At 64.6% G+C, this 23,851-nt stretch carries 18 protein-coding genes, 1 tRNA gene and 1 pseudogene; 12 read left to right on the top strand and 8 right to left on the bottom strand.

The features are described 5' to 3' along the window. Positions 1-13: 13 nt before the first annotated feature. From HMPREF2791_RS00610 to HMPREF2791_RS00590, 5 genes are all read left to right on the top strand, one after another. A tRNA-Ala gene (locus HMPREF2791_RS00610) sits at positions 14-86 on the top strand. A 198-nt stretch (positions 87-284) separates the two neighbouring features. Then, a complete protein-coding gene (locus tag HMPREF2791_RS00605; protein ID WP_141741397.1) occupies positions 285-857 on the top strand; it encodes a hypothetical protein in 573 nt (190 codons plus the stop codon). Between the two features lie 60 nt (positions 858-917). Beyond that, positions 918-1,727 (top strand): phytoene/squalene synthase family protein, encoded by an 810-nt coding sequence (locus HMPREF2791_RS00600; RefSeq protein ID WP_070475490.1) that lies wholly within the window; start codon positions 918-920, stop codon positions 1,725-1,727. After that, positions 1,724-3,253, top strand: coding sequence for a phytoene desaturase family protein (crtI, locus tag HMPREF2791_RS00595; RefSeq protein WP_070475366.1), 1,530 nt, complete (start codon positions 1,724-1,726; stop codon positions 3,251-3,253). The genes HMPREF2791_RS00600 and crtI overlap by 4 nt, the downstream gene beginning before the upstream one ends. A 265-nt stretch (positions 3,254-3,518) precedes the next feature. Next, the gene (locus HMPREF2791_RS00590; RefSeq protein WP_168168277.1) at positions 3,519-7,829 is read left to right on the top strand and encodes a hypothetical protein; all 4,311 of its coding nucleotides are present in this window, start codon (positions 3,519-3,521) and stop codon (positions 7,827-7,829) included. An 80-nt stretch (positions 7,830-7,909) separates the two neighbouring features. Here the strand turns inward: HMPREF2791_RS00590 and HMPREF2791_RS00585 are convergent, their stop codons facing one another. Genes HMPREF2791_RS00585 through HMPREF2791_RS00565 form a run of 5 tightly spaced genes read right to left on the bottom strand, consistent with a single transcriptional unit; the run spans position 7,910 to position 12,343 of the window. Then, positions 7,910-8,668 carry a hypothetical protein gene (locus HMPREF2791_RS00585; RefSeq protein ID WP_070843807.1) on the bottom strand — a complete coding sequence of 253 codons (759 nt, stop codon included), beginning with the start codon at positions 8,666-8,668 and terminating at the stop codon, positions 7,910-7,912. Positions 8,669-8,690: 22 nt separating this feature from the next. Next, positions 8,691-9,143 carry a cutinase family protein gene (locus tag HMPREF2791_RS00580; RefSeq protein WP_070843806.1) on the bottom strand — a complete coding sequence of 151 codons (453 nt, stop codon included), beginning with the start codon at positions 9,141-9,143 and terminating at the stop codon, positions 8,691-8,693. A gap of 2 nt (positions 9,144-9,145) precedes the next feature. Then, entirely contained in the window at positions 9,146-9,583 is a 438-nt protein-coding gene (locus HMPREF2791_RS00575; protein WP_070475505.1) for a hypothetical protein, read from the bottom strand. Between the two features lie 55 nt (positions 9,584-9,638). After that, the gene (locus HMPREF2791_RS00570; RefSeq protein WP_070843805.1) at positions 9,639-11,732 is read right to left on the bottom strand and encodes a YhgE/Pip domain-containing protein; all 2,094 of its coding nucleotides are present in this window, start codon (positions 11,730-11,732) and stop codon (positions 9,639-9,641) included. Then, positions 11,729-12,343, bottom strand: coding sequence for an ATP-binding cassette domain-containing protein (locus HMPREF2791_RS00565; RefSeq protein ID WP_070843804.1), 615 nt, complete (start codon positions 12,341-12,343; stop codon positions 11,729-11,731). Before HMPREF2791_RS00565 ends, HMPREF2791_RS00570 begins: the two co-directional genes overlap by 4 nt. Before the next feature lie 97 nt (positions 12,344-12,440). Here HMPREF2791_RS00565 and HMPREF2791_RS00560 point away from each other — a divergent pair, with 97 nt between their 5' ends. Then, positions 12,441-12,995 (top strand): TetR/AcrR family transcriptional regulator, encoded by a 555-nt coding sequence (locus tag HMPREF2791_RS00560; RefSeq protein WP_070843803.1) that lies wholly within the window; start codon positions 12,441-12,443, stop codon positions 12,993-12,995. Positions 12,996-13,006: 11 nt separating this feature from the next. Here the strand turns inward: HMPREF2791_RS00560 and HMPREF2791_RS00555 are convergent, their stop codons facing one another. Continuing rightward, positions 13,007-13,744: a hypothetical protein gene (locus HMPREF2791_RS00555; protein ID WP_070843802.1), complete on the bottom strand. Its 738-nt coding sequence runs from the start codon at positions 13,742-13,744 to the stop codon at positions 13,007-13,009. Positions 13,745-14,174: 430 nt separating this feature from the next. On the opposite strand from HMPREF2791_RS00555, the gene HMPREF2791_RS00550 reads away from it, so the two are divergent. The 5 genes from HMPREF2791_RS00550 (at position 14,175) to HMPREF2791_RS00530 (ending at position 19,958) form a co-directional block, all read left to right on the top strand. Beyond that, a complete protein-coding gene (locus tag HMPREF2791_RS00550) occupies positions 14,175-15,125 on the top strand; it encodes a methylenetetrahydrofolate reductase (RefSeq protein WP_070843801.1) in 951 nt (316 codons plus the stop codon). Continuing rightward, positions 15,122-17,374 carry a 5-methyltetrahydropteroyltriglutamate--homocysteine S-methyltransferase gene (gene metE, locus HMPREF2791_RS00545; protein WP_070843800.1) on the top strand — a complete coding sequence of 751 codons (2,253 nt, stop codon included), beginning with the start codon at positions 15,122-15,124 and terminating at the stop codon, positions 17,372-17,374. The genes HMPREF2791_RS00550 and metE overlap by 4 nt, the downstream gene beginning before the upstream one ends. 206 nt (positions 17,375-17,580) lie before the next feature. Beyond that, positions 17,581-18,546: a DUF559 domain-containing protein gene (locus HMPREF2791_RS00540; protein WP_070475518.1), complete on the top strand. Its 966-nt coding sequence runs from the start codon at positions 17,581-17,583 to the stop codon at positions 18,544-18,546. Between the two features lie 158 nt (positions 18,547-18,704). Next, on the top strand, positions 18,705-19,226 hold the full coding sequence (locus tag HMPREF2791_RS00535) for a peptidylprolyl isomerase (RefSeq protein ID WP_070475521.1): 522 nt from the start codon (positions 18,705-18,707) through the stop codon (positions 19,224-19,226). Between the two features lie 63 nt (positions 19,227-19,289). After that, the gene (locus HMPREF2791_RS00530; protein WP_070843799.1) at positions 19,290-19,958 is read left to right on the top strand and encodes a rhomboid family intramembrane serine protease; all 669 of its coding nucleotides are present in this window, start codon (positions 19,290-19,292) and stop codon (positions 19,956-19,958) included. Between the two features lie 47 nt (positions 19,959-20,005). Here the strand turns inward: HMPREF2791_RS00530 and HMPREF2791_RS11720 are convergent, their stop codons facing one another. Continuing rightward, a complete protein-coding gene (locus tag HMPREF2791_RS11720; RefSeq protein ID WP_141764875.1) occupies positions 20,006-20,956 on the bottom strand; it encodes a S1 family peptidase in 951 nt (316 codons plus the stop codon). Positions 20,957-21,363: 407 nt separating this feature from the next. On the opposite strand from HMPREF2791_RS11720, the gene HMPREF2791_RS00520 reads away from it, so the two are divergent. Then, on the top strand, positions 21,364-22,929 hold the full coding sequence (locus tag HMPREF2791_RS00520) for a catalase (RefSeq protein WP_070843797.1): 1,566 nt from the start codon (positions 21,364-21,366) through the stop codon (positions 22,927-22,929). 71 nt (positions 22,930-23,000) lie between these two features. Here HMPREF2791_RS00520 and HMPREF2791_RS00515 read toward each other — a convergent pair. Further along, positions 23,001-23,851, bottom strand: a pseudogene (locus HMPREF2791_RS00515) (hypothetical protein); the annotation flags it as partial.

Raw genomic sequence — 23,851 nt, 5'->3', positions numbered from 1 at the left:
CCCTTGGGTACGCGGGGCATTAGCTCAGTTGGTAGAGCACCTGCTTTGCAAGCAGGATGTCAGGAGTTCGATTCTCCTATGCTCCACAGATTGCTCCCTCCGGTTGCGGAGGGAGCTTTTTGCTTTGCGACGGTTGCTCTGTGGTAGAACTTTCACACTTTCAACTCTCACACTGCGAATCAAACTACGAATCCGCAGGTAGCCAAAGTGTGAAAGTGAGAATCCCGGCGGGGAAGCAGCCCCTTAAGTACTATCGCGGGCAAAACCACCATGGGAGGCCCGCCGTGAAGCGAAAGATTCTCTCCGCCGTTGCCGCCGCAACGCTGTCGTTGGGTGCGGCGGCGTGTGGGGCAGGGGAAACGCAAGAAGCGCAAGACCCCGGCGTGCTGGAGGTCAGCTCCGGCCCGCTGACGGTTCGGGTGCCGGAGGGCTGGTCGGAGTTTGATAGCTCCAGCGACCCGGATTCCATCAAGGACCCGTGGGTGGTGGGCGCGCGCGACAGCGAGGACGCGATGACGGTGCAGATCCGCCTGTCCAAGGACACGGGTGTGGCGCCGGAGGCGGACGCGACCAATTCGATTGCGCTGTACGGCAACATTTTTGCGGGTGACACTCAGATCGAACCGAGGGGCACGGACGACGCCGAGGTGGACGGCGCGGATAAGGCGATCGTGAGCTACTTCGAGGCCGTGGACGACGACGGCGACTACTGGGACGGGCTGTTCCTCTCCGCGGAGAATTCGGAGACCGGCAACGTCTCCACCATGGAGATGGTCAGCCTGCGCGGGGAGGGGTTGTCGCAGGATGAGGCAGAGGGGATCATCGCCAACGCCTCGTACGACAAGTCCAAGGAGTAGTGCAGTTCCCGCACGGTAAGCTGCCAAGGCGTGAACACCTACCTCTCCCGCTTCGACGCCATGGCGGACAAGGCGGCGGCGCAGGTGATTGCGCAGTATTCCACGAGTTTTTCCCTGGCCGTGCGCACGTTGCCGAGGCCGGAGCGCACGCACATCCGGAACTTGTACGCCATGGTGCGCATCGCGGACGAGATCGTGGACGGCACCACAACCCAGGCCAACGAGTGCCCGGAAACCGCCCTTGACCTATACGAGGAGCAGGTTCTGCACGCGCCGGCCCACCGTTTCCACACGGATCCGGTGCTGCACGCGTGGGCGCGCACGTTCCGTGAGTGCCGCCTCAACCCGGACCACGTGAAGGCCTTTTTCGCCTCCATGCGCGCGGACCTGACCCAGACCACATTCACGCAAAAAGAGCTGGATACCTATATATATGGCTCTGCTGAGGTGATCGGCCTGATGTGCCTGGACATTTTCATGCGCGGCCGCGATACCCCGTACCGCCGCGAGCTGGAGGAGGGCGCCCGCGCGCTCGGCAGCGCGTTTCAGAAGGTCAACTTCCTGCGCGACCTGGGCGAGGATAGCCGCGCACTCGGCCGGGCGTACTTCGACGCCCCGCTTGACGACGCTCTAAAGTCCACCCTCACCAGCCAAATCACCGACGAGCTGGACCGCGCCCACAAATCCATCCCGCTGCTGCCGCCCGCGGCGCGCGGGGGAGTGGCCGCCGCGGAGGCGCTGTTCCGGGAGCTCAACGCCCGCATCGCCGCCACCCCGGCGGCCGAGCTGCAAACCACCAGGGTCAGCGTGCCCAACCACATTAAGTTCGCGCTCACGGCAAAAGCGCTCGCAAACGCAAGGAAGCAATGAAACAGCAACCGAAGTCAGCCATCGTGATCGGCGCCGGCGTGGCAGGCATGGCCACCGCGGCGCTGTTGGCCCGCGAGGGCATCGACACCACCGTGGTGGAAAAGCTGCCCACCCACGGCGGGCGCGCCGGCAGCGAGACCATCGACGGTTTCCGTTTCGACACCGGCCCGAGCTGGTACCTCATGCCGGACGCGTTCGACCACTTCTTCGGCCTTTTCGGCACACGCACCGAGGAGCTCCTGGACCTGCAGCCCCTCGCCCCCGCCTACCGCCTCTTTCCGGAGAGCGGCGAGCCCATCGACGTCCACTCCGGCCGCGACAACGCCGCCAAGCTCTTCGAGCAGCTCGAACCGGGCGCGGGCGCGAAGCTCCTGGAGTACCTGGACAGCGCCGAGGAAACCTACGATCTGGCCATCGAAAACTTCCTCTACACCAACTTCCGCTCCCTTGAGCCTATGAAGCGCATCCGCGGCCAGTACGGGCGCCTGGCGCGCTACCTCGCCGAACCCCTGGACAGGTTTGTGGCCAAGCGCTTCACGGACACGCGCCTGCGCCAGATGCTCACGTACCCGTCGGTGTTCCTCTCCTCGCACCCGAGCCGCACGCCGAGCATGTATCACCTGCTCAGCCACACCGACCTGACCCAGGGTGTGCTGTACCCGCAGGGCGGTTTCGCCGCGGTTATGGACGCGCTGTTCAACCTCGCCGTCGACCAGGGCGCGCGGTTCCGCTTCAACAGCGAAGTGGTCGTTATCGAGGACAAGGGCGTTGTGCTTATCGACGGCCAAAGGCTCCCCGCCGACATCACCATCTCCGCCGCGGACCTCCACCACACCGAAACGCGCCTGCTACCGAAGAAGCAGCGCACCTACGACGAGTCCTGGTTCGCCCCGCGCGACCCCGGCCTGGGCACGGTGCTGGTCATGCTGGGCGTTGAAGGCGAGATCCCGGAGCTGGCCCACCACAACTTCCTGTTCAGCGACGACTGGTCCGACGACTTCGATGCTGTATTTAATGGGCCCGTTGCCAGCCGGCCGCTGGGGGCGTCGCAGTCCATCTACGTGTCCAAGCCGTCAGCGACGGATCCGTCTGTGGCGCCTGCCGGCCACGAGAACCTGTTCGTGCTGGTGCCGGTGCCCGCGGATCCCTCGGTGGGCCACGGCGACATGTACCGCGGCGAGGCCTCGGAGCAGGTGCAGCGGATCACCGACGCGGCGATCGAGCAGATTGCGTCAAGGTGTGGGGTTGCGGGGCTGGGCCGGAGGATCGTCGTCAAGCACACGCTCGGTCCCGCAGACTTCGCCGAGCGCTACAACGCCTGGTCCGGCGGGTCCATCGGGCCCGCGCACACGCTGCGGCAGTCCGCGTTCCTGCGCGGCACCAACACAAGCCGGAAGCTGGACTCGCTGATGTACGCTGGGGCGACCACGACGCCTGGGGTGGGCGTGCCCATGTGTTTGATATCTGCTGAGAATGTGCTCAAGCGGGTCCGCGGCGACAGATCTTCGGGTCCTTTGGACCACTGACCGTAGGTTTGTTGAACAATGGCTGGATTTGTGGTGAAGATCACTCGATTTATTTGTATTTAAAAGTTGGACAAAAGTCGAGGTCAGCGGGTTGAAGTTATGAGTTTTGTCTTAATATCTGGACTTTTATGGCTTTCAGGGGGGTTAAGGACTTCTATTCGTCGGTTCATTGCGATTGAATAGGGGTCTGTCAGTTTTGGGGTCCGTGTTCAGGATTTCTCCAGGCTGCTTCGAATATCTCCCTAGACGTTGAAGGACTATGACGTTGCATAACGCAAACCTGAAAAAGCGCATCATGACCGCAATGGTCACTGGTGTTATGGCTACGGGCGCGGTCGTATCCGCTCCGCTCGCAGAGGCTGCAAACGAGAACACTTCCAGCCAGCAGATCGTTGGCGCTTACGAGAAGCTCAGTGGCGCCGACTTGGCTCGCTACGACCAGATGCTGAAGCAGGCCCCGAAGGACGACCAGTCCATCGACCTGCTACCGTCCAGCGCCGGCCCGGGCTGGTGCATTGACTGGGGCCTGGGTAACCCGTGGGATTCCGGCAACTACGAGGTCCGCAAGCTCACCGGTGCCTCCGGTCGCGTCGGTAACGGCGACGCCATTAGCGAGGATGTCCGCATCGCGGCCATTAACGTGGTCAAGGAGCTGCAGAAGGACTACAAGGCTTACGCAGCTGGCGACCAGTCCAAGGCGAACGCCATTCTGACCAAGAACGGCATTCTGCGCGCTCTGCTGTCTAACCAGCTGGGCTACCTGAACCAGGCTCGTGAGGACGTTGTCAACGGCAAGGTCAGCCAGTCCGCATTCGAGAACCTCACCGGTTTCCGTATCGTCCACCACAAGGCACCGAAGGGTCAGCCGAGCTACTACCTGGCCAAGCTCGACCGCCACGACGAGATTGCGAAGACGATTAAGCCGGGCGAGTACGTCACCGTGCTGGTGCCGCTCGAGTACGACTTCAACATCGTGCCGCGCAAGTCCTTCCAGCGTCTGATCCCGGTCCCGCAGCCGGGTCTGGATCCGGAACCGGGCGAGGAAACCACCACGCCGAAGACCACCGACCCGATCGTCACCACGGTGACCTCCACGCTGCCGGGAGTGCCCACCACGATTGAGCGCGAGAAGGAGGTCACCACGACGCAGACCCTTCCGGGCACCACCTACGTCACCACTGTCACCGAGCCGGGCACCACCGTGACCGAGCCGGGCACCACCGTGACCGAACCGGGCACCACCGTGACCGAACCGGCTCCGACCGAACCGGGCAAGGTCGTCACCACCACCGTGACTCGTCCGGAGCAGGTCACCACGGTAACCTCCACCAATCCGGAAGTGACCGAGACCGTGACCACCACGGTGGCACCGGATCCGTCGACGACCGTCACGACGACCACGATCACCGACGTCGAGAAGTACTTCGTTGAGAAGTACTACGAGCGCGTGAAGGAAGTTTCGGAGTACTACTACTTCGCGGGCTTCACCTACGGCGAGAAGTCCAAGGTCATCGAGATGCCGGAGAAGATCGGCAACAAGTGGACCTTTGAGATCATCAAGGGCTCCGACATCGTCATCGTCGAGCGCTCCGAGGACGGCAAGCTCGTCATCACCCCGCGCGAGGACTTCAAGGGCGAGGGTGAGGTTGAGATCCTCATCACCGATGACAAGGGCAACCAGCACATCTACCGCATCAAGGTCACCGACACCGTTGCGGTGAAGGATTCCCTGAACGTCAAGGTGAACAACTACTTCTACACCTTGAACGCTGGTAGCGAGGACCGCATCACCACCATCCCGTGGAAGCCGGGCGAGGAGATCGACTGGGGTCTGGGCTACGACGAGAACGGCAAGCTCATCCAGCCGGAGCACGGCGAGGTTGAGATCCTCAAGGACGAGGAGAAGGGCACCCTCACCGTCAAGGCTGGCGAGAACTACACCGGCAACGTCATCGTCCGCATCACCGAGGACAGCGGCGAGGTTCGCGAGAACATCGTCACCGTGGAGAACAAGACTTCCAAGTTCGACGTGACCCGCGAGATCCTGAACACTTCTACCGCGAAGATCGAATACCGCGGCGGCGACTACAAGTTCCTCAAGGGCGGCGACAAGGTCACCATCGAGAAGGATGGCGACGTCTGGGTTGTCACCCCGAAGGACGGCGCTACTGGCAACGTCGAGATCGTCTTCACCGACGAGAACGGCTTCGAGTACAAGTACACCCTGAAGCTGATCGAGGATAAGAACGCCGGCCCGTCCGTCACCCACCGCGAGCTCGAGTACAAGTCCGAGACCCCGGACACCCTCGAGATCAGCTACATCGAGAACCACACCGCTGAGATCGTCGCCGGCGATGACGTCGCGAAGATTGAGAAGAAGGGCGACAAGTGGGTCGTCACCCCGACCAACCCGAATGGTGGTCAGGCGACCGTCCACATCAAGGACGAGAAGGGCCGTCTGGTCGCCGTCTGGATCGTGGACGTCGCACCGCAGCCGGAGGAGGACATTGAGAACCAGGAGGTCGAGCGCGATGTCTACGACCGCGCGACCGTTGAGATCTCCCGCGGCTCCATCGACTTCAACTGGCTCGAGGTTACCGAGGGTGCCGAGTACCTGACTGAGGGTGCTGACGGCTCCAAGCGCGGCGACAAGGACAACCTCAAGCTGGAGTTCAAGCCGGTTCCCGAGGGCGAGACCCGCACCGTCAAGGTCGTGGAGTACGTCCAGACCAAGGAGACCGAGGTCGACGAGAATGGCAACCCGGTGCAGGTTGAGGGCAAGAAGCCGATCAAGACCTACACCTACACGGTCAAGCCGTCCCCGGTCCGCGAGATGGAGTACACCATCACTGCGGATAACGAGCTGAAGCTCTACGGCACCAACTTCCGCATCGCCAAGGGCGGCGACCTGCTGGCTGAGCAGCCGGAGAAGGACGCTTCCGAGATCAAGGTGACCCCGAAGCGCGACGCCAAGGGCACCCTGGTCATCGAGAACGTCTCCGACGACGGCTATGTCTTCGAGCGCTACACCTTCGAGATCACCCCGGGCCGCAGCGCCAAGGTGACCCCGGAGAACACCACCATGGGCTGGAACCAGACTGCGACCATCGCGTCCGAGGACGGCGAAAAGGTCGAGGTCCTCGAGGGCGACGAGTTCGTCAACGTCGAGCGCGACGGCGACAAGCTCATCGTCACCGGCGAGGAGAAGGCCGGCAAGGCGCTGATCCAGGTCAGCGACAAGCGCGGCCCGTACGCGCAGTACGAGATCACCCTGGTCGAGCCGAAGCGCAACGGCATGTTCACCTACAAGATCTCCACCTCCACCGAGTTCCAGGCCACCCTGGTCAAGAAGGAGAACAGCTTCAAGGTGATCAAGGGCGCCGACGCGTTCCAGGATCCGGAGGAGAAGAACGGCCAGTGGATTCTGCGTCCGAAGGCTGACAAGGTCGGCGAGACCGGCATCGTCGCCGAGTACAACAAGGACGGCGAGGAGATCAACCGCTACAAGCTGGAGATCGTCGAGTCCAAGACCACCGGCGCACGTCAGCAGACCGACTTCCTCATCGAGGGCGAGGCCAAGGAGCTGAAGAAGCTGAACGAGGGCAACAAGGTTGTCGTTGTCAGCGGTGGCGACCTGGTCGACACCAAGGACAACGGCGGCTCCTTCGAGCTGACCGCGAAGAAGGGCTCCGCCAACAAGGTGGTCCGCGTCGAGGAGCGCAACTCCAACGGCGACCTGGTCCGCACCGTGGCTTACGGCATCTACCCGGAGGGCACCCGTACCTCCGAGGGCGCTGTGATCAGCGAGAACCACGATCTGCCGATCGTGATCGACACCAGCATCAAGAACGACTCCCCGGTCAACGTCACCTTCCCGGAGAATGTTGACAGGATTGTCTTCACCAAGGGCAAGGAGTACTTCGAGGAGGTCAAGAAGACCGACGAGGGTGTCACCCTGGTTCCGCGTAAGGACCTGAAGAACGGCACCTACGAGGCGTCCTACATCCTGGTCGGCCCGGACGGCCAGTCCTACGGCGAGCGCGAGATCGAGATCAACGTCAACGTTGAGAACAACACCCGCACCGAACAAAAGGGCTCCTCTGGCGAGCTCGACGGCAAGTGCATCGCCGGCATCGTGGGCCTGACCGCTCCGCTGCTGCTGGCTATCCCGCTGGGCATCCTGTCCCAGGTCCAGATCCCGGGCCTGGAGGGCGTCTCCGCGCAGATCAACGGCGCTATTCAGGATGCGAACAACCGTATCCAGCAGGGCCTGGGCATCTACAACGAGGATCGTGCGCAGCGCGCAGCTGGCGTCCAGGCGGCGTTCAACATCCAGAATCCGGAGCAGCTCGGCATGGCAGCTGGCGCCCTGGGCGCTATCTCCCTGGGTCTGCTGGCAGTCGACGGCGTCATGCGCGCCTGCGGTGCGGAGGAGTACACCTCCTCCTACATGATCGGCAAGGCCACCGGCAGCGAGACGCTGATGAACGGCTCCTCCGCCAAGTCGGACAACAAGTCCACCGACAAGGCTGAGGGCGAGGGCAAGGCTGAAGGCTCCTCCAACGAGGAGAAGTAAGTCCCCGAAGAGCTAGTGCCCACCAGGTCCACCCTGGTGGGCATTTCTCTTTCCTACTCCCCGGCAACTCCCTCGACGACCTAGCCCAACCAGTCCAGCGCGTAGTCGTAGCCGGTGCGTCCCTCCACCGCGTACCCGCCGGGGATTTCGGTGTAGCCCAGCTTGTAGTACGACTTGTGCCGCGGCACGAAGTCGCCCGCCAGCTTTGCGGAGGCCACCAGGTTGGCGTTTGCGGGGTGGTCGTAGGCGGCGCGCAAACCGGCGGCGTCGATAGCCTGAGCACTCAGCTTTGCGACGAGCTCCCGCACCACCACCTGCCTCCCCTCCGTGCCCGTGGTCGTGCGGGGAACCACGCCGAAGCGCTCCAAACCCTGCAGCATCCAGGTCCAGGTCACGCCCTCCTTCGCCAGCTCCGGCGTCGCGGCAGCCAGCGCGATGGCGGCATGTTGCTCCACAGGCGTGGGGCTCGCGGCATCCGCGTGGCGGCTGGCGGCGGAGAGGATCAGGTGGAGTTCGTAGAGGATTTGGGGGGCCACGGTGGCGTCGAGAAGCGAAAGCCCCGACTCCCTGACCGCCTCGCGCGGGGGCATGCCGCCGGCGCGCAGCTGCTGGAAGCGCGCGACGCGCATGCCGGTGAAGGCATTGAACGGGCCGACCAACACGTCGCGCCCGGCCACGTCCGCGACCGCGCGCAGCACGGAGTCCGGGTCCGTCGCGCACGCCATGTCGGCGCCGTTGCACAGGGAGAGCACCTTGCCCTCGAGCCCGTTGAAGCTGGCGCGGCGGGTGCCGGCCAGGCCGACGCGGGTGGGCTCAAAGGTGGTGCCGCCAGTCTGCACCGTCTCAAAGTTCGCGCCGCGCTCACCCTTCGGCGTCGCCGATCAGGTGCGCGCCCTGGGAGTAGCCGATGAGGATGAAGCGGGTGCCGGGGCAGTGCCGGGCCATAGTCTCCATCTCCAGGGTCGCCACGTCGCGGCCGTAGCGCACGGACTCGCCGTACGTGGCGGCCTCCGTGCCCTCCAGGCCGTTGCCGGCGCCCAGAGCGCTGAACCTGCCCAGCGAGGCCGGGTACTTCACGGTGTATGTGGAGACGGTGCGGGCGCCGAAGCGGCGTTGGAGGTCGTCGGCGGGGGAGGAGGCGTCGTCGAAAAGCGTCTCGCGTGCGGAAGGATCCCAAGAATGCGAAAACCCCGTGCCAGCCGCCTGAATGACGTGCACGGGGTGGCAGCGCAGCTTCACCGCCTCCGCCTTCGGCGCAATCACCGTCGCGGGTATCAGCGCGGCGGCGAGCGTGAGGGCGAGGGCGCGCTTCACTGCTACTTGCGCGGCAGGGCAGCCAGCGCCAGGCCGATGCCCACGAGCCAGGAGTCCTTCGCAATGGCAAGGCCTGCGCTGGACGGGCGGATGCCGTCGTCCTCGGTGTACTGGTCGCCGCCGAAGTACATGGTGAGCAGGCCAGCGCCGAACGCGGTCAGGCCCAGGCCGGCGAGGCGGTTCGGGATCAGCGGGCACAGCAGCGCGGCACCAAGGGCGGTCTCGGCGGAGGCAAGGCCGGTGGCGAACGTCTCCGCGTCGATCTGGCCGAGCTGCGGGATGCCGTCGGTAGCCATATCGCGCAGGCCTTCAGCACCCTCCTTGTCCACCTGGAACTTGCCCAGGCCGGAGTTCAGGATCAGGGCGCCGGTGGGGATGCGCAGCGCGGCGGACGGAAGACGCAGGTTGATCTTGTCCTTGTTGGACTTCTTCAGAAACATGGGCGGGGTCCTTCGATCTCTCGGGGGAAATTGTCTGCCTCGCCCATGGTAGGGGCTAAACGGTCAGCTCGGGGTGGAGATCCTTCATGTGCCAGATCCGGCGGGCGTACAGCGCGGCGCACGAGATGGCCACAGACAGCGCGCCGACGAACAGCAGCACCGTCACGGCGGTCCACATGCGCGGGTCGTACGACTGTGTGCCAAACAGTGCGTAGCGCACCAAATCCACCGAGTAGCGCATCGGGTCCCAGCTGTGCACCCATTGGACGAACTCGGGCTGCACCTCCGGCGGGTACAAGCCGTTCGACGCCACCAGTTGCAGCGACATCAGCGCCATGGTGGCCAGACGTCCGGGCGCGGGCCCAAGCGCGGTGTTCAGCGCCATGATCGCGGTCACGAACACCCAGGACACCAGCACCAGCACGCCGAGCAGTGACAGCGGGTGCAGCGGCTCGACGTCCAGGATGAACGTCTGCATCACCCACAGGGCGACGGACTGGAAGAAGCCGATGATGAACGACGGGATCATCGTGTACAGCAGCACGCGCAGCGGGTTGGTGCCCGAGTCGATAGCGCGGCGGCTGAACGGCGGCATGATCATGTACATAATCAGCACGCCGAACCACAGCGACAGCGACAGGAAGAACGGGCTGAGGCCCTTGCCGAAGAAGGCCAGGCCGTCGCCGGTGTTTTCGGTGTGCACTGGGTCCGAGGCGGCGTCAATGGCCTTGTTCAGGCGCTCGCCTTCCCAGCTCGGGGCCTTTTCGGCGCCGTCGGAAAGGCTCATGGAGAGCTCGCCGGTGCCGTCCGAAAGCTTGACCAAGCCGTCGTTGAGGTCGCCCAGGCCCACCACCAGCTGGTTCGAGCCGGCGGCCAGGCGCGAGGTGGCGTCCGTGGCGGTGTTCGCCGCCACGACCAGCTTGCCCGTGCCGTCCTTCAGCGTGGTCACGCCGGCGAGCAGGGTGCCGGAGCCTTCCTGCAGGCGCTTCAGGCCGTCCGCCAGCGTCTGTGCGCCCTCGACTGCGCTGTCCACGCCGCCGCGGTACTTCGCGCTCGGGTCCGACAGCTGGGTCGCCAGCTCGTGGGCGCCGGCCTGCAGCTGCATCAGCTGGCCCACCAGGTTGTTCTCGGTGACCGCCTGCAGCGGCCCGGCGTTGATCTGCAGCTGCACGCCGCGCGCCTGGTCCGCCAGTTCCTTGCTGCCCGGGATGGGGGAGCGGTCCAGGTCCGCGATCACGTTGTTCAGGTTCGCGTTGATGTCATCCAACGCGGCCTGCAGTTCGTTGATCTTGCCCGCGAAGCCTGCGATTTTGTCCACGCCGCCGGCGATCTGCGTGGCGCCGTCGCCAAGCTGCTGCGTACCGGCCTGCAGCTGAGTCAGGCCGTTGGAGAGCTGGTCGGCGCCGCCGGAAGCGGTGGTGATGCCGTCGTTGAGCTGGATTGCGCCGTCCTGCAGACGCGCGACACCGCCGTCGAGCTTGTTCACCGCGTCCGGCATCTGCTGCACCTTGTCGTTGAGCTGCTGGATGCCGTCGTTGAGCTGCGTGCCGCCCTCGTTGAGCTTCTCCGAGCCGTCGTGTGCTTTGGTCGCGCCCTCGTCCAACTGTTCGGCGCCGTCGGCGGCCTTATGCACGCCATCCGAGAGCGTGTTAATGCCCACAAACAGCTGCTCCACCACCTTGCTGCCCACGGAATTCGACACCGCGGAACCGATGGCCTCCGCGGCCTTCTCGCCCAGCATGGTGGGGATGAAGCCGTTGGTCTCGTTCAGCGTGATGTTGATCTTCGCTGAATGCGGGTCATCCTCCTTCACGCTGGTCACAGCCTCAGAGAAGTCGGTGGGGATCTCTAGGCCCAGGTAGTAGGTGCCGTCGGCGATGCCCTCTTGGGCCTCCTCGGCGCTGACCACCCGGAAATCCATGGGGCGCTGCTCCAGCAGCTCGTCCACGACCTGCTGGCCGTTGTCGCCCTCGTCCGAGTTCACCAACGCGACGGGCAGCTTGTACAGGTTGCCCAGCGGGTCCCAGTACGCCCAGGGGAACAGGCCGCCGAACAGTAGCGGCAGCAGACAGATCGCCGTGATGGCAAGCGGGGGAAGCTTGCCGTGGGCGAACTTCCGGAAGTCGGATCCAATGTGCAGGCCGCTCATAGCCCCTCCTCATTCACCGTGTTCACCATGACGGGCAGGTGTACCGCGACCCCGCGCAGATCATCCAGCAGCTTTCGGCGGATGTCCATCTTGCGCACCTGGTCCACGTCGTCCACGATCAGCATCTTCGCGTCCGGGCGCGAAATCAGCGCCAGCAGCACGCGCAGGCGGAACCGGTCCGTGGGACCGATGTCGCCGACCTTGGCCGTCATGTCGATGTCTCCCAGCTGCAGCGGCTCCAGCCACTTCTCCACGCTGTCGTGGGACTTGATCGCCTCGGCCTTGTGCGGCGTGATAGCGAAGAAGCTCTGCGACCACGCAATCTGTTCCCGCACCACGTCGCGGATGCGCACGAGGCGGTCCAGCTTGTCAATCTCGGTCACGCCCGCGAGCGCGACCTGCTTGAAGCGCTGGCGCGTCTTGGTCTCCTCACCGTCGAGGAGGATGGTGCCGGAGTGCGGGTTGTAGCGCCCTGCCAGCGCGAGGCTGAGCAGGGTCGAATGGGACTCTCGCCGCGTGTTCAACAGGGTCAACCCCCGGCCGATGTCGAAGTTTTCCGGGGTGTCGCCCTTGCGGAGCACGAGGTTGTGCGTGCTGAGTATGGGGGTCATGCGGTCCCTTAACCGTAGGGTGGACTATCACTTAGCTCGTGCTATGGTGCTCCCCAAAATAGTCACTGTCAAACCCAAAAAAGGGGGCTGGTCAATAATGCGCGCAGACGCCCGCGCGAAACGCGACCAGATAGTCACCGCCGCGCTGGCACAGATTGGTAACCGCCCGAACTCCGAGATCACCCTCGAAGGCATCGCGGCGGACGCCGGCGTGGGCATCGCCACCCTCTACCGTCACTTTCCCACCCGCGCCGCACTCTACGACGCCTGCGCGATCGTCTACCTCGAACGCATCGAAACACTCCTCGACGACGCCCTCGACGGCTTCGAGGACAACCCCGTCGAGCACTTCGAATCCTTCGTCTGGGCCCTCGTCGAATCGGGCGTGGGCATCCTCGCCGCCGCGCTGGCCGCCGACAGCTCCGACGGCGGGCTCGGCGCGCGGCGCGACGCCTTCATGAGCAAAGTGCAATTGCTTATCGACGCCGCCGCCCCCCACGGCATCATCGCCCCCGGCCAGTCACCCATGCAGCTGGCAACCGAGCTCGTTGTGGCGACGCGGCCGCTCGCCGCCCCGCTCGCCGACATCCTCCCGGACGTGCGCGACCGCCTGGTGCGCCACCTCATGGCTGGCTGGCGCACCACGGCGTAACTGGCGTTGGTTTAGTCCTCGCGCAGCTCGTGGCGGCCGCCGTCAACACCGCCGTCGATGTTGCCCTGCGCGCCCGCCGCGTCCTCAACGGAGTGCTGCGGGCTGGTGGCCTTGCGCTGGTTGTCCGCCAGGGTGTCCAGGGTGGTCAGGCCCTCGCCGCCGAGGTCCTCGGTGGAGTTGGTAGTCGCCGTTGCCTCCAGATCATCCTCCGTGCGAGTCGAGTACACGAGGGTGGAGGAGCCACGGTTGTCCGTCTCCGTGCGGGTCGGCGCCGGGCGGTAGGTCTTCGCTGGCTCGTTCTCGCCCGCGAGCTTGTCTTTGAGGAAGAACTCCCAGGCAGCCCACGCGCCGCCCGCGAGCGCCGCGGTGCCCAGCGTCGTGCCGATGACCTTGCCAACCCCGCCCTTCTTCTTTTTCTTCGCGTTCTTCTTTGCGCTCTTCGCGTGCTTCTCCAGGAACTCCTGGCGCTCCTTGCGGCTCGGCGCGGCAGCCTCGAACTGCTTGCGGCGGCGGTCCAGGCGGTCGTGCGCGTCGCGGGTGATCTCGCCGGCCTGCGCGCGGGCCGCGCCGTACAGTTCCTGCAGCTCGTCCATGTCGAACTTTTCGTGGATATCGTCCAGCTTGCCGTCCTTCAGGTTGTCAAGCAGGGACTGGTAGATGTCGCGCTCGCGCTTGTCGTTCTGGTCGCGCAGGTACTTCCACGCCTGGTTGACAAAAGCGGCGGCGAAGCCGATGTTCTTGAGGTTCACGGGTTGCTCCTTGCGTTGCGTTTGTAAGTTTCAGGTGGTTACGCGGCCCCAGGGTAGCGAAATCCGCGGTGCCAGCTCGGGGAGTTTGGTGGTGCGCCTCTCGCAGCCCGCCTCTCTGGCTAGATCCAGCGAATAGCACACCGTTTTTCGCCTCCAGGGGCCGGATAGCTGGGTCTTACTAGCTGGATCCGCGGAATCCGGGGGTCGGGGAGACGCGTGCCCCACCCACGCGTACCAAGCGTTACGCAAAAATGAACAGCTTGGTTCATTTTGAGCGATTAACATTCACGCTGAATAACCTCGTGCGCAGCAGAAACGCCGCCGAAAACCGGTAGCGCATTGTGGCCGCTACACGCCCCAAATAAGTTTCAAGGCACCGTTTAACCACGGTGCAACGAAACACATCAACCCAGCCGAGAAAGGTCCCGCCATGTTCGAAGCCTCTCCTTCGACCAGGCTCTCCGCCTCGGCACCGCTGGACCGCGAGGGCGCGCAGCTGATCCGCCGCCCCCGCCCGAAGCGCCAGCGCACCGCCTTGAGTTTTGAGATCATCCCGCCTCGCCCCACGGACGACGCGGGCAAGATCGACCAGCTCATCGCGGGCCTGGCGGAGTACAAGCCGGATTACGTCTCCGTGACCAGCTCGCGCCGCAGCGAGTGGCTGGAGGGCACCGCCGCCGTGATCTCCCGCATCGCGGAGACCACCGACCTGCGTCCCATCGCGCATCTCGCCTGCACTGCGGGCACGCGCGATGAGATGGCGGAGTGGGTGCGGGTGCTTATCGACGCCGGCGTCCGCGGGTTCCTCGCCCTGCGCGGGGACCTGCCGGAAACCGGCCTGCCGGCGGACCACCTCCAGTACGCCACGGATCTGCTCAACCTGATCCAGGACGTGCAGGAGGAAGAGGCGTTCCGCCTCGCCGCCGGCAAGCTCGCCCTTTCAGTGGCCTGCTACCCCAAGGGCCACGAGGAGTCGCGCAACCTCGACCACGACCTGGACGTGCTGCTGACAAAGCAGCGCCTGGGCGCGGATTTCGCCATCACCCAGCTGTTCTTCGAGGCCCAGGACTTCCTGGACTTCGTGGAGATTGCGCGGCTGGCGGGCGTGCGCATCCCGCTCATCCCCGGCATCATGCCCATGACCTCGCTGAAGAGGGTCCGCCGCATGGGGGAGTTGTCGGGACTGGAGGTGCCGGTGGGCGTCGAGAAGCAATTGCTCGAAGCAGACGACGAGTACGAGGCCGGCATGCAACTCACCGCCAACCTGGCGCGCGAGATTTTGGATGCCGGCGCGGGCGGGCTCCACGTGTACACGCACAACAACCTGGACGTCACGCGGGACTTTCTGGACCGCATCGGAATAGATAAAGGACAACAATGACCACCTTCCCCAAGGCCACCATCGAGGGCTACCCCCGCATCGGCGCGAACCGCGAGCTCAAGCGCGCGCTGGAAAGCTACTGGGCGGGCCGCATCGACGCTGAGACGTTCCGCTCCACCGCACGCGCCCTGCGCGTGAACAACTACAACCACCTGCGCGACCTCGGTCTGACCGAGGATTACGCCATCCCGGCGGACGTCGCGCTCTACGACCAGGTGCTCGACACCGCCCTGACCGTGGGCCTTGTGCCGGGCGGCGTTGACCTGGACGAGGAGTTCGCGCTCGCCCGCGGCAACGACACCCGCGTGCCGCTGGAGATGACCAAGTGGTTCGACACCAACTACCACTACCTCGTGCCGGAGATCGAAGCTGGTCAGGAGATCAAGGCGGTGCCGGAGCGCATCCTGCGCATCGTGGAGGAGGCCGCCGAGGCCGGCCACAAGGTCCGCCCGTTCCTGGTCGGCCCGGTCACGCTGATCGCGCTGTCCAAGCCGGCGGAGTGGTCGCTGCTGCCGTCGCTGGTTGAGGCGTACGCCGAGGTCTTCGCCGCGCTGAAGGACGCCGGCGTGGAGTGGGTCCAGATCGCCGAACCCGCCGTGGTGGCCGACCTGTCCACCCCGGACGCGGAGATTGCGCAGCACCTACGCGAGGCGTGGACCGCGCTGCTGGGCCGCGAGACCCGCCCGAACGTGTACCTGACCACCCCGTACGGCTCCGCCCGCGAGGCCCTGCCGGTCCTGGGCTCCCTCGGCGTGGAGGCGCTGCACGTGGACCTATCCCCGTGGACCCTCGAGGCCGACGCCGGCTACCCGGAGCGCGTGCGCGAGCAGATCCCGGCGGAGACCCACCTGGTCGCCGGACTCATCGACGGCCGCAACGTCTGGACCGCCAACCTGCGCGAGCGCACAGAGGTCCTTCAGTCTTTGGGCGAGCGCGAGGTGTCCGTGTCCACCTCCACCTCCCTGCAGCACGTGCCGCACACCCTGAAGGCCGAGCGCAACATCCCGGTCGAGGTCGCCCCGTGGCTGGCGTTCGCCGACGAGAAGCTCGCCGAGATCCAGGCGCTTGTCGCTGGTGAGGAGGGCGCCAAGGAGGCGTTCGCGCAGTCCGACCGTGCAGTGCGCACCCGCGCCGAGTCTGAGACCATCCACAACAAGGCCGTGGTGGACCGCGTGGCGGCCCTGCCGGAGGGTGCCGTCAAACGCGAGCCGGCGTTCGAGGAGCGCAACAAGGTCCAGCGCGAGGAGCTCGGCCTGCCCACCCTGCCGATCACCACGATCGGTTCCTTCCCGCAGACCACCGAGATCCGCAAGGCGCGCGCGGACCACCGCGAGGGCACCCTTACCGACGCCGAGTACACCGAAGCGCTGAAGGCCGAGATCAAGCAGGTCATCGAGCTGCAGGAGGAGATCGGCCTGGACGTCCTCGTCCACGGCGAGGCGGAGCGCAACGACATGGTGCAGTACTTCGCCGAGCTTCTCGACGGCTTCGTGGTCACCGAAAACGGCTGGGTCCAGTCCTACGGCTCCCGCTGCACCCGCCCGCCGATCGTGGTCGGCGACGTCTCCCGCCCGGAGGCCATGTCCGTGGAGTGGTCGGCCTACGCCCAGTCCCTGTCCGACAAGCCGGTCAAGGGCATGCTCACCGGCCCGGTGACCATCCTGGCCTGGTCGTTCAAGCGCGACGACGTGCCGCTTTCCGTCTCCGCGGACCAGATCGGCGTGGCGCTTGCCGACGAGGTCGCCGACCTGGAGAAGGCCGGCATCAAGGTCATCCAGATCGACGAGCCGGCCCTGCGCGAGCTGCTCCCGCTGCGCGAAGACGACCGCGCCGCCTACCTGGAGTGGGCCCAGCGCGCGTTCCGCCTGGTCTCGTTGGAGGCGCAGCCTGCAACGCAGATCCACACCCACCTGTGCTACTCCGAGTTCGGCCAGATCATCGACGCCGTCGCAGGCCTCGACGCCGACGTCACCTCCATCGAGGCGGCCCGTTCCAAGATGGAGCTGCTCGAGGACATCGACGAGACCTTCCACTCCGAAATCGGTCCCGGCGTGTGGGACATCCACTCCCCGCGAGTGCCCTCCACCGAGGAGATCGTCGGCCTGCTGCGCGCGGCACTGAACCACGTGCCCACCGAGCGCCTCTGGGTCAACCCGGACTGCGGCCTGAAGACCCGCGGGTACAAGGAGGTCGAGCCCTCCCTGCGCAACCTGGTCGCCGCGCGCGACGAGGTCGTCGAAGGGCTCTAGGTTCGGCTCTAGCGCGCCGGGCGGGGCGGAGCTGACGTCGCAAAGCAATCGCCCCGGCCCCCGCCCTGCTCGCCCCGCGAAAGTCGAGTACGGGAGGTCGAGTACGCCCTCTATTTGGGCCGGACTCGACCTCCGCCGCTCGACTTTTGGCGGGGCTCTTTCGTTTCCGCCGCAGACGCTGTAGCGTGAGCGAAACGGGGGGAAATATGAACAGGAGAAAGCTAGCACAGCTGCTGGTCAGACCGGGGGAGTCGGACCGTCAAACGTGCATCAAGTTATCCGCGAACAAATTCATCGCCCAGGCAGAATGGTCGCGGCTGAAACACCACGAGCGGGAGTTTCTCAGCAGCTATGCCGTCGGCGCCGCGAGCCGGAAAGCGGTGCTGGTGGGGCGCTCTGCCGCAGTTGTGCACGGCCTGTGGACGCTGCCCGCCCCAAACGCGCCCGTCTTGCTGGCCATCCCAGGACAAAAACCGCCCGCCAGGGCAAGCTGGCCGGAGGGGGTCGAGTACCGCAGCCTGCGCATCCCCGAAGAGGATGTGGTGGCCATCGAGTGCGCGACGCCTGGCGACGTCCTCCGGTTAACCAGCCCCGTCCGCACAGCCGTCGACGTCGCGCGCCTGCACGGGGTGAGGGCAGGAGTCGTCGCGATGGATTCCCTATTTGTGGGCAAGCCACCGCTGGAGCAGGAACGCATCCAGGCCGAACTCCATGCGACGATCAAGCGTCTGGCCGGCAAGAAGGGGATCGGGCGGGCACGGCAGGCGTTGCGCTGGTCGTCCACCAAGTCCGAATCGCCGTACGAGTCTCTCCTGCGCGTGATCCTGCGCGAGCGGAACATCATCGTCCGCGAGCAGATGTGGATTGGCCGTTACGTGCGCCCGGACCTGCTGTGGGGGCAGGTGGCGATCGAGATCGACGGGCTGGTCAAGACGGCGAAGAAAGACGAGGAATTGGCGAAGAAGGTGTCGCGGGACCAGCTCCTGCGTGAAAACTGGTTGCGGAAGCAGATCTACGAGGTCGCCCGCTTCGAGCCGTCGGAGATTCTCCGTGACGAGGAGGCCTGCGTCCGGGAGATCCTGGAGCTGAAGGCCCGCTCCGGTCTCCTCGGCGAGCCGAAAGTGCCGGCCACGGTGTTCAGACCGGTGCACGGGGAACACTGGCGGAGGTAGGGGCGCTATACGCCGCCGAAAGTCGAGCGGCGGAGGTCGAGTACGGCACCGAATCCGGGCGTACTCGACCTCCCGGACTCGACCTTTAGGACCATGAGCCCAACCCCACATCCCACGCACCGCACCCCGTGCGCCGGAACGCGCGTACCCTAGAGCGCATGACTCAGAAGACTCAGACCATGACTCTGCACACCAATCACGGCGACATTGTGATCGACCTGTTCGGCAACCACGCGCCGAAGACGGTTGAGACGATTACCGGCCTTGCGCAGGGCACCACCGATTACTCCGCCAAGAACGCCCAGGGCACCACCGAGGGCCCGTTCTACGACGGCGCGATTTTCCACCGCATCATCCCGGGTTTCATGATCCAGGGCGGCGACCCGACCGGCACCGGCACCGGCGGCCCGGGCTTCCAGTTCGCCGACGAGTTCCACCCGGAGCTGCAGTTCGACCGCCCGTACCTGCTGGCCATGGCTAACGCCGGCCCGGGCACGAACGGTTCCCAGTTCTTCATCACCGTCGACGCGACCCCGTGGCTGAACAACCGCCACACCATCTTCGGCGAGGTGACCGATGAGGCGTCGAAGAAGGTCGTCGACGAGATCGCGAACGTGCAGACTGGCCGCATGGACCGCCCGGTCGAGGACGTCGTGATCGAGTCCGTCGAGATCGCGTAAGCCCCCAAGCCAAAAGCGCCGCGCCCCCGCCACCGTGCGGGGGCTTTTTCGTACCCTGATTTCATGCCCACTCTCCGCCATCTGCCCCGCACCGCCCCCGCCACCACGGCGATTACGGTGATCTGCACGCTCGTCTTCCTCGCCGCCGCGCTCCAGGCCCGTTCGCTGACGGACGTGGTGTGGGATTCGCAGGTGGGCACCCACACGATCCTCTACGGCCCCGAGGTCTACGGCGCGGGCTACCTCCGCGCGCTCACCGCCGGCTTCATGCACTTGGACATCACGCACCTCTTCCTCAACATGTTCATGCTGGTCCTGGTGGGTGCGGAGGTGGAACGCTTCCTCGGCTCTGGCCCGTTTGTGGTGGCGTGGGTCGCGGGGGTCCTTTGGGCGTCGGCAAGTGTGCTCGCATTTAGCTTCACAGTGCCCACCGCCGGCGCTTCCGGCGCCCTCTACATGCTGATGGCGCTGTTGATCGCCATTGCTTTTCGACGTTCCACGGACCTGCGCGCGCCCCTCGCCCTGGTGGCGGTGAACGTGGCGTACACGCTGCTCAGCCCGGGTGTGTCACTGTGGGGCCACCTCGGCGGCCTGGCGGCGGGGGCGGTGATGGCGTGGCCGCTGACCTCGGACAACATGCGCACGCGCTGGATCACGGCGGGGGTCGCGGCCGTGGCGGCGTGTGTGGCGATCTGGGCGCTGACCATCCCGTCCACGATCCCGGTGTATTAGGGGCGTTCTGTCCTCTCTACGTGGCGCAGCCGTAGGCAGCGAAAGGGTTAGCCGTGAATGGTCAGCCCCCAGTGTTGGATGGCGCTACCGATTTCCATGGCGCCTAAACGAGTCTTATTAGTGTCAGAAACGTTGGAGGAGACACCGATGGCCCACACGCCGGAATTGTCAGCGGCGAAGACCGCGCCGCCTGAATCTCCACGGTCGTTGATATTGCGGAAGTAGAAGAGACCGTTGTTTCCGATTTCTTCAAACTGACCGCAGGAGTATCCGGTGGTGGCACCGAGCCGACAGATTGCCATACCGCGGGCCTGTGCTTCCTGCGGGGTGATCCAACCACGTAAAGGAAGATCAACCGGCAGGGTAGAGGAGTACTTAGCGTCTCCGGTGATCTCGATTAACCCGATATCGGCGCCGAAGATGCTCCCGTTCTCGTCCTGCTCCAAGTAGGACTCCACCATCTCTCCCACGAAGGCCCAGTTGCCACGTGAATCCTCCACGTAGAACTGGTCACCCCGATTGCCGCAATGTCCTGCGGTGATGATAAACAAACGCCCGTCTGCGGATGCGAGAAAACCGGTCGAACAAGTCATGCTCTGTGTTTCGTTAAAAATTCGGCCCCCCGGTACAACCCCGCCGGGCTGCTTTAGCCATTCCCAGTCGACGGAGTTGTGGTAGTACACGCCACGATTGTCGTCACGGCCACTCTGGCCTGAAGCGTCGTTTTTCGGGTCGATGACGTCGCGTCGGATCGGCGGTTCGACGCGCTGTCCGGAATAATTTGAGTGATTCTGGTAGTTCGACTCCGACCGGGAGTATGACCGCTGGGATGCCGTTGTAGTTTCCGGCGCAGGAGAGGAAATAGTTGGCTGTGAGCCAGGGCTATTGAGCATCTCAGCGATGTCAGCCACGGCCGCGTCCTGTTCGGCACGGTAGGCCTCCAAATCATCGTCGGAAGTACCCGAGCAGCCAGTAAGGAGAGCAGAGATCACGAGCATAGAGAACACTCTGAGGCGTGACTGGACTGGAGAAGTCAAAGCGGACTCACTTCGGGGTATAAAAATCGCGAACAGTTACAAACTTTAACAGCGGCTTCCTCGTGTCGAGTTTGTGCTAGTTGACGGAAAGTCGGCTAGGGCTCCTCTTTATTCACTCCCAAAGATTATGAGTTATCCACAGCGGTTGTCCACAGTGTGGATAACTACACGCGTGTAACTCCTCGAACGACACGTCGAACACCCAAAATGACACGCCGAAGGAACCTGGCATTTTCGAAAGAAAACCAGCACATTTCACTGCCCTGTGGAGTTGTGCACAGAGTTATCCACAGGTGTGGATAGTCGCGCTCCCTTGAAAATGCCTACTGTGGGAAGCACACCATCAACAGCGATCTAAGGAGTGAGCGATGGCGGATAAAAGCAAGGCAGAAGAGATCGTTTCCAGGGGCGAGCGCCCCGCGGGCGAGGGCCGCACCACCGAGCTGAGCGGCCAGCCGGTCGCTTCGGAGCACATTTCGGTCACTCAGGGGCGTCAAGGGGCGAATGTGCTTAACGACGTCCACATGATCGAAAAGCTCGCCCACTTCAACAGGGAAAACGTGCCAGAGCGCATCCCGCACGCGAAGGGTCACGGCGCCTTCGGCGAGCTGCACATCACCGAGGACGTGTCCAAGTACACGAAGGCGAAGCTGTTCCAGCCTGGCACCGTCACGCCGATGGCGGCGCGTTTTTCCACCGTCGCTGGCGAGGCCGGGTCGCCGGATACCTGGCGCGATGTGCATGGCTTCGCGCTGCGTTTTTACACGGAGGACGGCAACTACGACATCGTGGGCAACAACACCCCGACGTTCTTCTTGCGCGACGGCATGAAGTTCCCGGACTTCATCCACTCCCAGAAGCGCCAGCCTAACTCGGGCCTGCGCGACGACGAGATGCAGTGGGATTTCTGGACCCGCACGCCGGAGTCTGCGCACCAGGTGACCTACCTGATGGGCGACCGCGGCACCCCGAAGACGTCGCGCCACCAGGACGGTTTCGGTTCCCACACCTTCCAGTGGGTCAACGAGGAGGGCACGCCGGTGTGGGTGAAGTACCACTTCAAGACCCGCCAGGGCTGGGAGTGCTTCACCGACGAGGAGGCCACCGAGAAGGCGGGCACCGACCCGGATTTCCAGCGCGCGGACTTGTTCAACGCGATTGCGGACGGCGACTTCCCAGTCTGGGACGTCAAGGTGCAGATCATGCCGTTCGAGGAGGCGAAGGATTACCGCTTCAACCCGTTCGACCTGACCAAGACGTGGTCGCAGAAGGATTACCCGCTGATCCCGGTGGGTTACTTCGTGCTCAACCGCAACCCGAAGAACTACCACGCGCAGATTGAGCAGCTGGCGCTCGATCCGGCCAACTTGGTGCCGGGCGTGGGCCTGTCGCCGGACCGCATGCTGCAGGCCCGCGTGTTTGCCTACTCGGACCAGCAGCGCCACCGCATTGGCACGAACTACAAGGATCTGCCGGTCAACCGCCCGCTCAACGACGTGAACACCTACTCCGAGCGCGGCAACATGGCTTACTTCTTCAACGAGGAAGGCGAGCCGAACTACGTGCCCAACCGCACGGAGAAGGGCGCCGGCTACCTGGACAACAACGAGGATTCCTCCTCCAACTTCACCGACTACGGCCAGGCGGAGAACCTCTACGTCAACCCGGATCCGGAGGGCACTGATCTGGTGCGCGAGGCGTATGTCAAGCACGCCGAGGACGATGATTTCGGCCAGGCTGGCACGCTCTACCGCGACGTGTTCGACGACGCCGAGAAGGAGCGCTTCGTCCACAACATCACCAACAAGATGATGGCGATTAAGAACAAGGACGTCGAGGAGCGCGTCTACGAGTACTGGGGCAAGGTCGACGCCGACCTGGAGACCAAGGTGCGCGAGTCTTTCGCCAAGAAGCGCGCTGAGCAGGAGCAGTAACCTCGCTGCATGAGAAAAGCCCGTTGAGTCTGCAGCAGACTCAACGGGCTTTCGCGCTATTCAGCAGTGTTTTAGAACACGCCGCGGATCTTCTTGCCGAAGTCGGAGACGGTCACGTCGCGGGAGTCCACGTCCTGGTCGTTGTAGAAGGAGGTGTCCTCGGAGAGACGGCCGGTCTGGGTGACCTTCATGTAGTTGTACAGGCGGCCTTCCTTGGTCTTTCCGTCGCCGAAGGAGAAGGCGCCCAGCAGCATCTCGTCGCCTGCGAGGATCGGGTTGGACAGGGTGACCTCGAAGGTGCGGATGCCGCGGTCGAAGTCGTAGCCCAGGTCGCGGATGTGGGTGCCGTTGTACTGGGTGGTGGTGATCAGGCGGTCAACGCCCTCCGGGCCCGCCTCGGTGCCGACCTCGACGCGGAAGGTCAGGGCCGGGAATTCGCCCCAGTAGCGCTTCGCGCCGGTGTTCTTCACGCGCAGTGCGACGGAGCCAGCGGCGCCGGGCACCTTCCAGGAGGAGGTGGTGAAGTACGGCTGGAGGTCCAGGTCGCGCTGGGCATCTGCCTGCTTATCGACGACTTCGTTGACCTCGTCAGCAGCATTCTCCTCCACCTCGGTGATGACCTCGGCGCCTTCGTTCGCGATGTCGTTGTTGGTCACGTCGGTGGCTTCGTCGTTGTCGACCGTGGTGACGTCGTCAAGGTTTGCGCCCGTCTCGATCTTCTTGACGTCCTCGTTGTACGCCGGGTTCGGGTTCTCCACGGTGTCGGTGACCTGTGCGCCCTTGTTCGGTGCCCAGGAGCCGGCCGGGGTGGAGTAGTTCTTGACGCGGACCTCGTTCTTGACCGGCATGTTGGCGATCCACGCGGTCGGGGTTGCCCAGGTGCCGTTCGGGCGGCAGCGCTGCTGGGTGCCGGTCATGGTGA

This window comes from Corynebacterium sp. HMSC034A01 (assembly GCF_001838175.1).
Lineage (GTDB): Bacteria > Actinomycetota > Actinomycetes > Mycobacteriales > Mycobacteriaceae > Corynebacterium.
Note: the sequence above shows the minus strand (reverse complement) of the source record. Positions and strands in the feature narration are given on the sequence as shown.